Source organism: Halomonas sp. M20, from assembly GCF_020622265.1.
In the GTDB taxonomy this organism is placed as follows: domain Bacteria; phylum Pseudomonadota; class Gammaproteobacteria; order Pseudomonadales; family Halomonadaceae; genus Modicisalibacter.
Genome location: NZ_JACNMQ010000007.1, coordinates 95317 through 107795, shown reverse-complemented (window position 1 = coordinate 107795; position 12479 = coordinate 95317). Strand labels below are relative to the sequence as shown.

Here is a 12479-nt window from a genome sequence, read left to right as displayed (position 1 = left end):
ATGCTAACCTGGCTGTTCAAAGGTACCTGGTCGCAGCTTCGAACGTTGGGCTTGGTGTTCATGCATGCCTTTCGCAAACGGGAAACCATCAATTATCCGGAAGAGAAGGTCTACCTGCCGCCGCGCTATCGTGGTCGCATTGTATTGACCCGGGACCCGGACGGTGAAGAGCGCTGCGTGGCCTGTAATCTGTGCGCGGTGGCCTGTCCGGTGGCCTGCATTTCACTTCAGAAGGGTGAAAAGGACGATGGTCGTTGGTACCCCGAATTCTTTCGCATCAATTTCTCTCGCTGCATTTATTGCGGCATGTGCGAAGAGGCATGCCCGACCTCGGCGATTCAGCTGACACCGGATTTCGAAATGGGCGAGTATCGGCGTCAGGAGCTGGTCTACGAAAAGGAAGACCTGCTCATCAGTGGGCCGGGCAAGGATCATGACTACCACTTCTACAAGGTGGCCGGTCTTGCCATCGCAGGCAAGGACAAGGGACGAGCGCAGAACGAGGAAGAGCCGGTCAACGTTACGTCGCTTCTGCCATAAGTTGGATTCATTAGTGGGAAAGCAAAAATGGAAGTCGCCTTCTATCTAAGTGGTCTCGTTGCCGTGCTGGCGACGCTTGGAGTCATCACCAACGCCAATCCGGTTCATGCGCTGCTGTACCTGATCGTATCGTTGATCGCCGTGGCCATCGTGTTTTTTGCACTCGGCGCTCCCTTTGCGGGGGCGCTCGAGATCATCGTCTATGCCGGCGCGATCATGGTGCTGTTCGTCTTCGTGGTGATGATGCTCAATCTGGGCGAGTCGGTAGTGGCCCAGGAAAAGGCCTGGCTCACGCCCAAGGCCTGGCTAGGGCCGTCGGTGCTGGCGGCGGTGCTGCTGCTGACTTTGATCGCCGCCCTGTGGCTGGGTGACATCGGCAAGGTGATAGAAGGCGATACACTGACCGCCAAGGAAGTGGGCACGACGCTGTTCGGGCCCTGGCTGCTCATCGTCGAACTGGCGGCGATGCTGTTGCTGGCGGCCCTGGTCACGGCGTCCCACGTAGGGCGATTGTCGTCACCGGAGAAGCCGGCGATGGACAAGGAAACCGGCGCGAGAAAGGAGCCCTCATGAGCGGAGTACCGATGGAACACGGACTGGTGCTGGCGGCTGTGCTGTTCGCGCTGGGTCTGGCAGGGCTGATGTTTCGCCGCAACATGATCTTCATCCTGATGAGCCTTGAAATCATGCTCAACTCCGCGGGGCTTGCCTTCATCGTCGGTGGTACCGCCTGGGGTCAGCCCGAAGGTCAGGCGATGTTCCTTCTGGTGATCACCCTGGCGGCAGCGGAAGCCAGCGTCGGCCTGGCGCTCCTGCTGCAGCTCAACCACCGTTTCAAGACGCTGGACACGGATGCGGCCAGCAGGATGCGTGGATAATGGATCTTTCGATATCGCTACTCTTGCCCCTGACATTTCTGTTGCCGCTGGCGGGCACGTTGATCCTGTCTCTGTCGAATGGCCGCCTGGGTGAACGCGCCAGTGCTACGGTAGGCGTCACGTCGATGGGCTTGTCCGCCCTCGTAACGGTGCTGATTGCGTGGCAATATATCGCCGAGCCTCAGGTCTACGGTGTCACCTTGTGGCGCTGGATCAGCGTCGGGGATTTTCAGCCAAGCATCGGGCTGGCGCTGGACGGCCTCTCCTTGACGATGCTCGGCATCATCACCGGTGTGGGTTTTCTGATCCATCTGTTCGCTGCCTGGTACATGCAAGGCGAGAAGGGCATCACGCGCTTTTACGCCTACATGAATCTGTTCGTGTTCAGCATGGTGCTGCTGGTGCTGGGGGATAACCTGCTGTTGCTGTTCTTCGGCTGGGAAGGGGTCGGTCTGTGCAGCTATCTGCTGATTGGCTATTACTACGAGCACTCCGAGAACGGCTGGGCCGCCTTCAAGGCATTCGTCGTTACCCGCATTGGGGATGTCTTTCTGGCGATTGGCATGTTCCTGCTGTTTTTCGAACTCGGTACCCTGGATATCGCCGAGATATTGAACCGCGCGCCGCAAATGTGGGCCGAAGGCGATCCGACGGTGGAGCTTGCAGCCCTGCTGATGCTGGGCGGCGCCGTGGGCAAGTCAGCCCAGCTGCCGTTGCATACCTGGCTGGCGGACGCCATGGCGGGGCCGACGCCGGTATCGGCATTGATTCACGCAGCCACCATGGTTACCGCCGGGGTTTATCTCATTGCGCGCATGAACGGGTTGTTTCTGCTGGCGCCGGATGTGCTCCAGTTGACCGGCATCATCGGTGCCTTGACGCTGTTGATGGCCGGTTTTGCCGCCCTCGCCCAAACCGATATCAAGCGTGTACTGGCCTATTCCACCATGAGCCAGATCGGCTACATGTTCCTGGCCCTGGGCGCCGGCGCCTTCGATGCAGCAATCTTTCATCTCATGACCCATGCCTTCTTCAAGGCGCTGCTGTTCCTGTCCGCCGGGGCAGTGATCGTCAGCTGTCACCATGAGCAGGACATGCGCCGCCTGGGAGGCTTATGGCGACAGCTGCCCTTGGCCTATGCCGGTTTCATCGTCGGCGGCTCGGCACTTGCAGCACTGCCGCTGGTATCCGCCGGCTTCTACAGCAAGGACGAGATACTCTGGCAGGAGCTGGCGACCGGACACGGCGGCCTTCTACTGGCGGGCATGATCGGTGCCTTCCTGACCTCACTTTATACCGTGCGCTTGATCATCCTCACCTTCCATGGCAAGCCGAAGAGCGATAACGCCCGTAATGCCGAGGCGGGGCGCGGCCTCGTGCACGGGGTGCCGCTGATCGTGCTGGCACTGCTCTCGACCTTTCTTGGTGCCTGGATTAACCCACCGTTGGAAAACGTATTACCGGCCCCGGCGGAGGGCGAAGAATTCTGGCATCTGATACTCGAACTCGCTGCGGCAGGCGTTGTGATCGCGGGTATTGCCGTTGGTGCCTGGCTATATTTACGCCGTCGGGGTTGGCTTGCCAAGCATACGTCGAGCGGCTGGGGTGCCTGGCTATGGACCTTCTGGAATCACGCCTGGGGCGTCGACGACCTTTATGATCGAGTGCTGGTGAAGCCCTATCGCGGCCTGGTCAGGTTCCTGCGCAGTGACATCATCGATAGAACCTGCAGCCTGTTTGCCAAGCTTGCCTGGTTGCTGCACCAGGGGCTTTCAAGAACCCAGACCGGCAAGCTGCGCTTTTATGCCACTTCGATGGTCGCCGGGGCGACGCTGATCTTGCTGGCGTTGGCGCTGGTGCCTTGAAGGATAAAATAGAGTGATGCGAAACCTGCAAGGAAGTGAGTTGAGACTACACGAACAAGGGACACGACGCTTATGATGCTGGTGTGGCTGATCCTGATTCCCTTCATCGGCGGGCTATTGTGTTGGCAAGCCGAACGCATAGGCGACACGCCGCCCCGTTGGATCGCACTGGGCACCATGGGGCTCGAGCTCTTGCTGACTCTATGGCTGTGGTGGAGCGGTGACTTCCAGTTGCCGGAAATCGCCGGTGCGCAAGCATCCCAGTGGGCTCTGGAGTTTCGCGCGCCCTGGATTCCCCGGTTCGGCATCGAGATTCATCTGGCCCTGGATGGCCTGTCGCTGATCCTGATTGCACTGACCGGTTTTCTTGGCGTTCTTGCGGTGGTGTGCTCCTGGAAAGAGATCATCGGGCGCGTCGGCTTCTTCCATCTCAATCTGCTGTGGATTCTTGGCGGCGTCGTGGGAGTGTTCCTGGCCATCGATCTGTTCCTATTCTTCTTCTTCTGGGAACTGATGCTGGTACCGATGTACTTCCTGATCGCGCTCTGGGGTCATAGCGGCACCCAGGGCAAGACTCGCATCGGCGCGGCTACCAAGTTTTTCATCTATACCCAGGCCAGCGGTCTGTTGATGCTGGTTGCGATTCTCGGGCTGGCGTTTGCTCATCATGCGGCGACCGGGGTCTACTCCTTCAGCTACGATGAGCTGCGCAATGCGCCGGTTTCCGATGAGCTGGCCATGTGGCTGATGCTGGGCTTTTTCATCGCCTTCGCGGTCAAGCTGCCGGTGGTGCCGCTACACGGGTGGCTGCCGGATGCCCATGCCCAGGCGCCTACCGCGGGCAGTGTCGATCTGGCGGGTATTCTGCTCAAGACTGCCGCCTACGGCATGCTGCGCTTCACGTTGCCGCTGTTCCCCGAGGCATCTCAGGCCTTCGCCCCGGTCGCCATGGCGCTCGGGGTGGTGGGTATCTTCTACGGTGCCTTGCTGGCCTGTGGTCAGCAGGACATTAAGCGCCTGATCGCCTATACCAGTATTTCCCATATGGGGTTCGTGCTGATCGGTATCTATGCAGGCACGCAACTGGCATTGCAGGGCGTGGTAGTGTTGATGGTGGCCCACGCTTTCTCCGCGGCGGGCTTATTCATCATGAGCGGCCAGATCTACGAACGGATACATACCCGGGACATGACCCAGATGGGGGGGCTGTGGGGTCGTTTGGGTAGCCTGCCAGGGTTTTCTCTATGCTTCGTCGCCGCGTCCCTGGGGATGCCGGGCACCGCGAATTTCATCGGCGAGTTCATGGTGTTGTTCGGTACCTTCCCGGTAGCGCCCTGGGTGGTCGCCATCGCCAGTGTCGGTCTGGTACTGGCGGCCATCTATTCGCTGTTTTTGATGCAACGCGTGCACTATGGCCCGGCCAAGAGCGATGAGCCGCTGGAAGGGCTCGATCATCGTGAGTACGTCATGTTGCTGGGCATATTAGCGCTGGTACTGTTTTTCGGTCTTTATCCACAGCCGCTACTCGAGACCAGTGGTGCCGCCATGCACGAAATCCAACGCCTCTTCACCGATCCGGCGCTTACCACCACTATTCTGCCGACGGGGGCTTCATGACGCTGACGACGACTCATCTGGTTGCGCTTTTGCCAGTGATCCTGGTGTGCGCGACGGCCATCCTGGTGATGCTGGGCATTGCATGGCGTCGTCACCACACTGGCACCACCATCGTCACCGCTCTGGGGCTCAATCTGGCTCTGGTGTCGCTATTGATCGTCTGGCAAGTAACGCCTATCGAGACGCCACTGCTGGTCATCGACGGCTTGAGCGTTTTCGCCATGGTGCTCATTCTCGTCTCGGCCTTGGCCTGTACCACCCTGGGTCATGCTTATCTGGAGCATTACAAAGGGCCTGTCGAAGAGTTTTATCTTCTCTTGCTGTGTTCGGTCGCCGGCGCCATGGTGCTGGCATCGAGTCAGCATCTGGCGACGCTGTTCTTCGGCCTGGAACTTCTTTCCATGCCGTTGTACGGCATGTTGGCCTATGCCTTTCACGAGCGCCGATCTCTGGAGGCGGGAATCAAGTATCTGATCCTCTCTGCCGCCGCAACCGCATTCCTGCTCTTCGGTATGGCGCTTCTGTACGCCCAGAGTGGGCGACTGGATCTGCCGGGCCTGACGGCGGGTCTGGCGAACAACGCTGATATCTGGGCCCTGGCGGGCGCTGGCATGATGCTGGTAGGGCTTGGTTTCAAGCTATCCATCGTGCCGTTTCATCTCTGGGCACCGGATGTATATGAAGGAGGGCCAGGGCCCGCGTCGATTTTCCTGGCGTCGGCGAGCAAGGTGGCCGCCTTCGTCGTGCTGTTGCGTCTGGTCATGACCACGCCGGCTTTCCAGGGCGAATGGCTCAACGAGACCCTGACGGTACTGGCGCTATTGACCATGATCGTCGGCAATCTGCTGGCCTTGACCCAGTCCGACCTCAAGCGTTTGCTGGCTTACTCATCCATCGCCCATTTCGGCTATCTAATGGTGACACTGGTGGTCAGCGACGGCCTGGCGCTGGAGACTGCCGGCGTCTACCTGCTTACCTATGTGGTAACCGTCCTGGCCGCCTTCGGCATCGTCACGCTCATTTCCAGTCCTTATGGCGGGACGGATGCCTCGGCACTGCATCACTATCGTGGCCTGTTCTGGCGTCGCCCCTATCTGACCGCCGTATTGACCGTGAGCATGCTGTCCCTGGCAGGGATTCCCTCAACTGCCGGATTCATCGGCAAGTTCTATATCATCGCTCTCGGTGTCGAGGCCCAGCGCTGGTGGCTGGTAGGCGGCATCATTCTGGGTAGTGCGATCGGTCTTTACTACTATCTGCGGGTGATGGTCACGCTGTTTCTGACGGAAGCCGGCATGCAGCGTCGAGACGCGCCTCATAACTGGGGCATGCGCGCCGGTGGTGTGGTGTTGCTGGGGTTGGCGCTACTGATGGTGGTGCTTGGTTTGTATCCTGCGCCGATGGTGGAGTGGGTGAAACTACTGGCCGCCACCCGGATAGGCTAAGAGGGTGTTTACAAATTACTGCGCTCGACCATGCTGCGTTGAAATCAGTCTGGTGCGCCAGCCCGGTCCTTTTTTCGACTGATTTCGCCGTGCCTGTTCGTCGCTCGTGACTTTTGTAAACATCCCCTTATGAATGACTTGCTTCTCGACAATTTCATGCATTTAGAAATTGTTCGGTAGCCAGGTGGCAAGCCCCGGGAAGAAGGCCAGGGCCAACAGCATGGCAAGCTGCAACAGAATGAAGGGAATGACGCCACGGTAGATGGCGGTGGTGGGCACCGAGGCGGGTGCCACGCCGCGTAGATAAAACAGGGCGAAGCCAAACGGTGGAGTCAGAAACGAGGTCTGCAGGTTGATGGCGATCATGATGCCCAGCCAGATCGGATCGAGCCCCATGGCTAACAGAATCGGGCCGATGATGGGTACCACCACGAAGGTGATCTCGATGAAGTCGAGAATGAAGCCGAGCAGGAAGATGACCAGCATCACGATAAGCGTCGCCCCCACCACGCCCCCGGGCATGTGATCGAACAGTTCCTGGATCAATTCCTCCCCGCCGTAGGCGCGAAACACCAGGGAAAACAGCGCCGCGCCAATCAGGATCAGGAACACCATGCTGGTGACACGAGTCGTGGAGGTCAGTGCGTCCTTGAGGGTGGCAAAATCCAGCTTACGATAGGCTAGGGCCAGTATCAGTGCGCCGAACGCTCCTACCGCCGAGGCTTCCGTGGGGGTGGCGAAGCCGCCCAGTATGGAGCCCAGCACGGCAACGATGAGAAGGATGGGGGGTATCAGCCCCTTGAGCAGCAAGGTTCCCAGGCCGCTTTTATGGCCGAGTTCGTTCATCAGTTCGTCACGATTCGCTGGCGGGGCAATCTCGGGCTTGAGCCAGGCGATGATAGCCACATAGGCGATGTAGAGCGTCACCAGTATCAGACCCGGTACCAGGGCGCCCATGAAGAGATCGCCCACCGACACCGTCTTGGGACTGAAGATACCCATGCTCAGTTGCGCCTGCTGATAAGCCGAGGACAGCACATCGCCCAGCAGTACCAAGGCAATGGAGGGTGGAATGATCTGCCCCAGCGTTCCCGTGGCGCAGATGGTGCCGGTGGCCAGGGACATGCTGTAGCCGCGCTTCAACATGGTGGGCAGCGACAGCAGTCCCATGGTGACCACCGTGGCGCCGACGATGCCAGTGGACGCGGCCAACAGCATGCCGACCAGGGTTACCGAAATACCCAATCCCCCTCGCAGTGAGCCAAACAGCAGAGCCATGGCATCGAGCAGGATCTCGGCGACCTTGGATTTCTCCAGCAGTACGCCCATCAGAACGAACAGGGGCACGGCTAGTAGCGTTTGATTGGTCATGATGCCGTAAAGGCGGTTGGGAAAGGCCGCCAGGAAGCTACCGTCGAAATGAGCGTCAATGCCTAGTGATTGCAGGCCCACTCCTAGCCCGGCGAAGGCCAGCGCGGTACCTGCCAGAGACAATGCGACCGGGTAGCCGGTCATCAACACCAAACAGATCACCGCAAATAGCGCGAGGGGCATGAGCTCCAGCATTACACATACTCCTCGGGATGGTCGTGATCATCCTCCAAGGGTGTATGCCCCCGAATAATCAAAAGATTGCGTGTGATTTCGACCAGCCCTTGCAGGATCATCAGTATGGCGAAGACAGGAATCAGCGTCTTGAGCAGGAAGACACCCGGCAGACCACCGGATTCCGGCGAGCCTTCGAGAATACGCCAGGATTTTTCCACATAGCCAAGGCTTGCCATCACCACGAAGATCATGACCGGCAGTAGCAGAAACACTGTGCCCATAAGATCGACCCAGGCTTTTTTCTTCATCGACATGCTGCGATAGAAGATATCGACGCGCACATGCCCATCGTGTTTCAAGGTATACCCCGCCGCCAGCAGGAAAACCGTCGCGTGCAGATACATCACGGATTCCTGCATCGGTGTGTTGCTGACGTTGAACAGGTAGCGCAGCACTACGATCGAAAACTCGGTCAGCATCATGATCAGTACCAGCCAGGTCAACGCCTTGCCCAATCGCTCGATAAGGGCATCAATCCACGCCAGTGGCGGAGGCAAGGAAGCGCGCATCACAAAGTCCTCTTAAAGCTATGAAGATCCTATCGGTGATGGTAGACGAGGTGAGTACCACGGGTATATGTCATCGACGCAAGCGAACCCGGAACCACACGAGCAACGTGATTATTCATTTTCATCGGTACGGGTACTCAATACAGCGGCGGAAGATAAACCGCCTGATAGCATGCGGCCGGCAGATGAATGTTCACGGACAAGGGCAGATGATCGGAAAAAAGCTGATCCAGCGCCTGGGGGTCGTCCGCAGTCAGGCTAGGGGACAACAGGATATGATCCAGGGCGCGGCGCGGCTGCCAGGCAGGGTAGCTTGGCAAGGGGCGTACAGGATGCAGCGGCAGCGACAGGCAGAAGCGGGAATGGGTGGTCAGTTGATCCGGCGTACAGTTGAGATCTCCCATGACCACCACATGTTTCAAGGGTTCGATCAGTTCACTGAGATAATCGAGCTGACGAGTGCGTCCGCGGCGGCTCAATGCCAGATGAGCAACGAAGACATGCAGCGCCTCGGGCCCGTTGCCATAGCGGGCATGAATCGCACCGCGTCCTGGTGCACCGGGCAGGCGATGCTCCTGAATGGACTGGGGCTGCATGCGGGACAGTAAGCCGTTGCTGTGCTGAGCGACTCGGCCTAGATTGCGGTTGAGTTGTTGATAGTGATAAGGAAACTCGGCGCGTTGCGCCAGATATTCAAGCTGATTGACATTGCTCGAGCGAAAGCTGCCGCCATCGATCTCCTGCAATCCGACGATGTCGAAATCCCCCAGCACCCGGGCCATGATGTCCAGACGACCGCGTCGCTTGGGATTGGGCAGAAGATGCTGCCAGCTGCGGGTCAGATAGTGATGATAGGCCGACGTTTGAATGCCGACCTGAAGATTGAACGTCAGTAAACGCAGCGTGAAACCCTGCTCATTACTCGTTGCCAAGGCCTGGGTCACAAACTCATTCCCCTTGTGCTTGTTCCGAGTCGGACCGTTCGTTGCGCTCCTGATCGATGAGTGCGCTGGCAATTTGCGGCATGTTCTCGAGGCTGCCCGCGCTGCTCGGCGTGATGACGTAGCGACCCTCGACCACCAGCGCCGGAACGCCCATCAGCTGATAGCCACGCATCTTGGCATGGGCCTGGTTGATCTGGCTTTTCACCCCGAATGAGTTCAGGGCCTTCTTGGCGTCTTCTTCAGTGACACCGTAGTCGCTGTAGAAAGCCGCAATATCATCCTCATCGATCAATTTCTTGCCATCCTGATGAATGGCGTCGAAGAAATCTTCATGTACCTGATCGAGAATGCCCAGCTGCTTTGCGGCGAAAAAGGCTGCCGCATGACGAACCCAGGTCTCGCCCATGGTGGCTGGCAAACGTTCGAAAACTACATCTTCCGATAGATCCTCAACCCAGGTGTTGAGTGGTTCTTCCAGATCGTAGCAATGGGGGCAGCCATACCAGAACACTTCGGTAACCTCGATTTGACCGTTTTCCACACCGGTTTCGACAGGTGTGTCCAACACCATGTAATCCTCTCCCGCTACCGGCGCTGCTAGCGCCAGCGTCGAGAGACTCAGTCCAGCAACAACGGCCATCCACTGTTTCAACATTTGTCAGAGCTCCTGAAAAAATAGGGTAGATTCGATTCGAGAAAACAAGGCGCGAGTGACGTTCGCACCCTAGAGAGTCAGACCATATTAGGCGATTAAAGTCGTGCCGGAAAATGAAAAAAGGCGGCCGAAGCCGCCTTCTATCCTGAATATCGGGTTATCAATGCAGGCCGTTGACATAGCTGGCCACGGCTTCCATATCCGCATCGCTCATCTTGGACGCAATATTGCGCATGATGGCATTGGGATCGTTGCTACGTTCGCCTTTGGCGTAATCCTGAAGCGTGGAGGCAGTATATTCAGGATGCTGCCCCGAAAGCGCCGGGAATTTTGCTGAATCGACGCCTACACCCGTGGGCATGTGACAGGCCATGCAGGCAGGAATACCCTTGGCAAGATCGCCAGACTTGTAAAGGCTTTTGCCTCGGTCGACGAGCGCCGGATCGGCCTGACCAAGATTGAGTTCTTGGTTGGCATAGAAGGCGGACAGATCGGCAATATCCTGTTCATCGAGATTGGCCACGATCCCTGCCATTTCAGGCACCGGGCGCACGCCGTCTCGAATTTCGGTAATCTGCTTCACCATGTAAGCAGGCTGCTGCCCTGCAATGTTAGGAAACGTGGGTGCAGCGCTATTGCCTTGCTGGCCGTGACAGGCCGCGCAGACCTGTGCCTTTTCCTTGCCAGCGGCAGGATCGCCCTCGACAGCCGCTTGTGCCAACGTCGAGAACCCCATGATCAGTGCCAAACTTACCAGTATCTGTCTCATCGCTATTTCACTATGCCGTTTCGTTGTAACCGATGTCAGTATCCGACTTTCGAGCCTGGTACCATGCTGCCGGCCGGTGCGCTGTCGCTGCTGTGCAAGGCCCTCGTCAACCATGGCGATTTTCTTGCACTGGATCGAGCCGACGCGAAATGTATTATCGGAGTAGTATATCGAATCCCTTTGGCCGCGGAAACGTGGCCATAATGCCGCACCTTGAGCCGGCCGGGTGTTCCACCATTCTAGCCATAACGAGATTCGTCGTGACCCGTCTTCACTATAACACCGCCCGCTTCATGATCAGCGCGCCGACGCTGGCAATGTGCCCTGCGGATCAAGGCCTGGAAGTTGCTTTTGCGGGGCGCTCCAATGCGGGAAAATCCAGTGCCATAAACACATTGACGCAACAAAAAGCGCTGGCGCGAACCTCCAAGACTCCGGGGCGCACGCAGCTCATCAATTTCTTCGCTTTTGGCGACGATGAGTCCCGGCGCTTGGTCGATCTACCCGGCTATGGTTTCGCCAAGGTGCCCGAGAAGGTCAAGCTCGAATGGCAACGCCACCTGGCCGAGTATCTGCAGCGGCGGGCGTCGCTGCAGGGGCTGGTGCTGGTCATGGATGTGCGTCATCCGCTCAGCGAATTCGATGAAATGATGCTGGGTTGGGCGGACGACAAGGACATGGCAGTCCATATTCTGTTGACCAAGGCGGACAAGCTCAAGCCTGGGGCGGCCAAGAACAGCCTGCTGCAGGTTCGTAAGCGTCTGCAGGAGTGGGAAGATCTGGTCAGTGTGCAGCTGTTTTCGGCGCTGAAGCGCCAAGGCGTCGAAGAAGCCCAGGCACGTCTGGATGACTGGCTTTCTCCCCAGGAGAATTGAAATCGCGAGCCAAGCGCTAAGATCGAGAACCGAGCGCTAGGGATAGCCGAGCAAGCAGCGCCGGCAGTTCGCGGATATGATCGAGCCGGAAGACCCCCTCGGGAATATCGCTGGGGTGTTCGCCATGCTTGTCGATCCAGGCCACCCGCATTCCCAGACGCCGTGCCGGAAGCACGTCTTCACGCCAGGAGTCGCCGACATGCATCGTCTGAGAGGGGGTGCTGCCAAGCCGCGCCAGCGCCGCCAGGAAAGGCCGTGCGTCGGGTTTGGGCGCAAGCAGTTCGCCGGCGGCAATGGCGATGGGAAAATGCCGCGCTAGGGGCAGGCGTGTGATCTGCACGTTACCGTTGGTGATCGCTGCCAAGGCGTAGTGCTGCCTGAGATCGTCGAGCATCGTTTCTACCTCCGGGTAAGGAGTGAGCTGATGGCGAAAGATCATGAACTGTTCCATGGCTGCCGCAGCATAATCCTCGGCGTCCTGGGGGCGTAACCCGTACTCTCGCAGCATCTCGAGCAGGCTTTGCTGGCGAATCCAGGTGAAATCTCCTCGCCGCAGCGGTTCGCGCCGAGCCACCTGCTGGCGTCGTTCCTGATAAGCGCTCAAGGGAAAGCGTTCGCTCATGCGTTCGCGCTGGATCTCCAGAGAGGCGATGGCCTCATCCAGCCAGTCATAGTGACCGTTTTCGGTGGCGACCATCACCCCATGGTTGTCCCAAAGAGTGTCGTCGAGATCGAAGGTCAGGGCTGTCAAGGGAGAGCTAAAAGAGGTCATGG

At 58.4% G+C, this 12479-nt stretch carries 13 protein-coding genes; 7 read left to right on the top strand and 6 right to left on the bottom strand.

Translation table 11 applies throughout. The features are described from left to right. The 6 genes from nuoI (at position 1) to nuoN (ending at position 6345) form a co-directional block, all read left to right on the top strand. Complete coding sequence (gene nuoI / locus H7850_RS16010; RefSeq protein WP_227370482.1) at positions 1-540, top strand: NADH-quinone oxidoreductase subunit NuoI; 540 nt, start codon at positions 1-3, stop codon at positions 538-540. Between the two features lie 27 nt (positions 541-567). Beyond that, entirely contained in the window at positions 568-1113 is a 546-nt protein-coding gene (gene nuoJ / locus H7850_RS16005; protein WP_227370481.1) for an NADH-quinone oxidoreductase subunit J, read from the top strand. Beyond that, a complete protein-coding gene (nuoK, locus tag H7850_RS16000) occupies positions 1110-1418 on the top strand; it encodes an NADH-quinone oxidoreductase subunit NuoK (RefSeq protein WP_227370480.1) in 309 nt (102 codons plus the stop codon). The genes nuoJ and nuoK overlap by 4 nt, the downstream gene beginning before the upstream one ends. Then, positions 1418-3283 (top strand): NADH-quinone oxidoreductase subunit L, encoded by a 1866-nt coding sequence (gene nuoL / locus H7850_RS15995; protein ID WP_227370479.1) that lies wholly within the window; start codon positions 1418-1420, stop codon positions 3281-3283. Before nuoK ends, nuoL begins: the two co-directional genes overlap by 1 nt. Before the next feature lie 72 nt (positions 3284-3355). Then, complete coding sequence (gene nuoM, locus H7850_RS15990) at positions 3356-4900, top strand: NADH-quinone oxidoreductase subunit M (RefSeq protein WP_227370478.1); 1545 nt, start codon at positions 3356-3358, stop codon at positions 4898-4900. Continuing rightward, positions 4897-6345: an NADH-quinone oxidoreductase subunit NuoN gene (gene nuoN, locus H7850_RS15985; protein ID WP_227370477.1), complete on the top strand. Its 1449-nt coding sequence runs from the start codon at positions 4897-4899 to the stop codon at positions 6343-6345. The genes nuoM and nuoN overlap by 4 nt, the downstream gene beginning before the upstream one ends. Positions 6346-6507: 162 nt before the next feature. Here nuoN and H7850_RS15980 read toward each other — a convergent pair whose 3' ends face one another. The 5 genes from H7850_RS15980 to H7850_RS15960 all read right to left on the bottom strand — a co-directional run bounded on the left by H7850_RS15980 (position 6508) and on the right by H7850_RS15960 (position 10830). Next, positions 6508-7911, bottom strand: coding sequence for a TRAP transporter large permease (locus tag H7850_RS15980; RefSeq protein WP_227370476.1), 1404 nt, complete (start codon positions 7909-7911; stop codon positions 6508-6510). Further along, positions 7911-8462, bottom strand: a complete 552-nt coding sequence (locus H7850_RS15975; RefSeq protein WP_227370475.1) for a TRAP transporter small permease subunit — start codon at positions 8460-8462, stop codon at positions 7911-7913. Before H7850_RS15975 ends, H7850_RS15980 begins: the two co-directional genes overlap by 1 nt. Before the next feature lie 137 nt (positions 8463-8599). Continuing rightward, the gene (locus tag H7850_RS15970; RefSeq protein WP_227370474.1) at positions 8600-9406 is read right to left on the bottom strand and encodes an endonuclease/exonuclease/phosphatase family protein; all 807 of its coding nucleotides are present in this window, start codon (positions 9404-9406) and stop codon (positions 8600-8602) included. Positions 9407-9410: 4 nt separating this feature from the next. Beyond that, complete coding sequence (locus H7850_RS15965) at positions 9411-10061, bottom strand: thiol:disulfide interchange protein DsbA/DsbL (protein WP_227370473.1); 651 nt, start codon at positions 10059-10061, stop codon at positions 9411-9413. Between the two features lie 160 nt (positions 10062-10221). Further along, positions 10222-10830 carry a c-type cytochrome gene (locus H7850_RS15960; RefSeq protein WP_227370472.1) on the bottom strand — a complete coding sequence of 203 codons (609 nt, stop codon included), beginning with the start codon at positions 10828-10830 and terminating at the stop codon, positions 10222-10224. A gap of 293 nt (positions 10831-11123) precedes the next feature. On the opposite strand from H7850_RS15960, the gene yihA reads away from it, so the two are divergent. Further along, on the top strand, positions 11124-11705 hold the full coding sequence (yihA, locus tag H7850_RS15955; protein ID WP_227370525.1) for a ribosome biogenesis GTP-binding protein YihA/YsxC: 582 nt from the start codon (positions 11124-11126) through the stop codon (positions 11703-11705). 16 nt (positions 11706-11721) lie between these two features. Here the strand turns inward: yihA and H7850_RS15950 are convergent, their stop codons facing one another. Further along, a complete protein-coding gene (locus H7850_RS15950) occupies positions 11722-12477 on the bottom strand; it encodes an HAD family hydrolase (RefSeq protein WP_227370471.1) in 756 nt (251 codons plus the stop codon). Positions 12478-12479: the final 2 nt, after the last annotated feature.

Excerpts from the sequence above, each read along its gene's own strand:
- nuoJ (WP_227370481.1), top strand. The coding sequence starts at position 568 with ATGGAAGTCGCCTTCTATCTAAGTGGTCTCGTTGCCGTGCTGGCGACG.
- nuoK (WP_227370480.1), top strand. The coding sequence starts at position 1,110 with ATGAGCGGAGTACCGATGGAACACGGACTGGTGCTGGCGGCTGTGCTG.
- nuoM (WP_227370478.1), top strand. The coding sequence starts at position 3,356 with ATGATGCTGGTGTGGCTGATCCTGATTCCCTTCATCGGCGGGCTATTG.
- nuoL (WP_227370479.1), top strand. The coding sequence starts at position 1,418 with ATGGATCTTTCGATATCGCTACTCTTGCCCCTGACATTTCTGTTGCCG.
- H7850_RS15960 (WP_227370472.1), bottom strand. The coding sequence starts at position 10,830 with ATGAGACAGATACTGGTAAGTTTGGCACTGATCATGGGGTTCTCGACG.
- H7850_RS15975 (WP_227370475.1), bottom strand. The coding sequence starts at position 8,462 with ATGCGCGCTTCCTTGCCTCCGCCACTGGCGTGGATTGATGCCCTTATC.
- nuoN (WP_227370477.1), top strand. The coding sequence starts at position 4,897 with ATGACGCTGACGACGACTCATCTGGTTGCGCTTTTGCCAGTGATCCTG.
- H7850_RS15980 (WP_227370476.1), bottom strand. The coding sequence starts at position 7,911 with ATGCTGGAGCTCATGCCCCTCGCGCTATTTGCGGTGATCTGTTTGGTG.
- H7850_RS15965 (WP_227370473.1), bottom strand. The coding sequence starts at position 10,061 with ATGTTGAAACAGTGGATGGCCGTTGTTGCTGGACTGAGTCTCTCGACG.
- H7850_RS15950 (WP_227370471.1), bottom strand. The coding sequence starts at position 12,477 with ATGACCTCTTTTAGCTCTCCCTTGACAGCCCTGACCTTCGATCTCGAC.
- yihA (WP_227370525.1), top strand. The coding sequence starts at position 11,124 with ATGATCAGCGCGCCGACGCTGGCAATGTGCCCTGCGGATCAAGGCCTG.
- nuoI (WP_227370482.1), top strand. The coding sequence starts at position 1 with ATGCTAACCTGGCTGTTCAAAGGTACCTGGTCGCAGCTTCGAACGTTG.